The sequence below is a fragment of the Micromonospora sp. AMSO12t genome (genome assembly GCF_008806585.1).
GTDB lineage: Bacteria > Actinomycetota > Actinomycetes > Mycobacteriales > Micromonosporaceae > Micromonospora > Micromonospora reichwaldensis.
Map to the genome: position 1 here is coordinate 1 of NZ_WAAS01000556.1, position 692 is coordinate 692.

Sequence of the window (692 nt, forward strand, 5' to 3'; positions counted from 1 at the left end):
AGGCCGAGCGCCCACAGCCACCACGCGCCTGCCCCGGGCGCTGCACCCCGGCGCGTGGTGGCGGCGGTGGCGCGGGACGCCTCGGTGCGGCGCCCGGCCGGGGCGCGTCGTTGGCGTTGCGGTTGAGGGAGAACGACCAGCCCTCGAAGCTGCCGGCCGGCGGCTTGCGGTTGAGCACACCCTTGTCGCTGTACGTCCAGCTGCCGCCGCTGGTCGCATGCCAGTACGACCAGTAGGCGCTGGCGGGAGGCGTGTCGACGCACTTCTCGGACGCCGTCGACGGCTTGCCCTCGATCCGGCAGACGAACCCCTCGCCCCAGCGCAGCGTGCCGGTCATCTGGAACCCGGCGTTCTTGAGCGCCGCCAGCCCGGTGGACTGCTCGCCCCGGGCGCACCGCACCACGGTCCCGCCGCCGAGTTCGTTGAAGTCGACCACCACGGTCACACCGGAGGCGTCCGGGCAGTAGCCGGCCGATCCGGCGGCCCTCGCGGGGGTGCCCGATGCGACCATCGTGCCGGCGGCGGTGAGGGCGACGACCAGTCCGGCGCGGGCGGCCCGGACGGTCATGCCGCCCGCCGACGGCCGAGTACGACGAGCAGCACCCCGCCGCCGACCAGCAGGAACGCGATCAGCACGTAGCTGGTGATCGCCGCGCCGGTCGTCGGCAGCCCGCCCAGGCCCGGGGTGGTCG

The 692-nt window shown here is 75.1% G+C and carries 1 protein-coding gene and 1 pseudogene; both read right to left on the reverse strand.

Annotation, left to right across the window (positions count from 1 at the left end; genetic code table 11):
* Positions 1-568: pseudogene (locus tag F6X68_RS32930) on the reverse strand (hypothetical protein); the annotation flags it as partial.
* Positions 565-678, reverse strand: coding sequence for an LPXTG cell wall anchor domain-containing protein (locus tag F6X68_RS32935; RefSeq protein WP_370519030.1), 114 nt, complete (start codon positions 676-678; stop codon positions 565-567). The pseudogene F6X68_RS32930 and the gene F6X68_RS32935, both read right to left, overlap by 4 nt.
* Between the last annotated feature and the right edge of the window lie 14 nt (positions 679-692).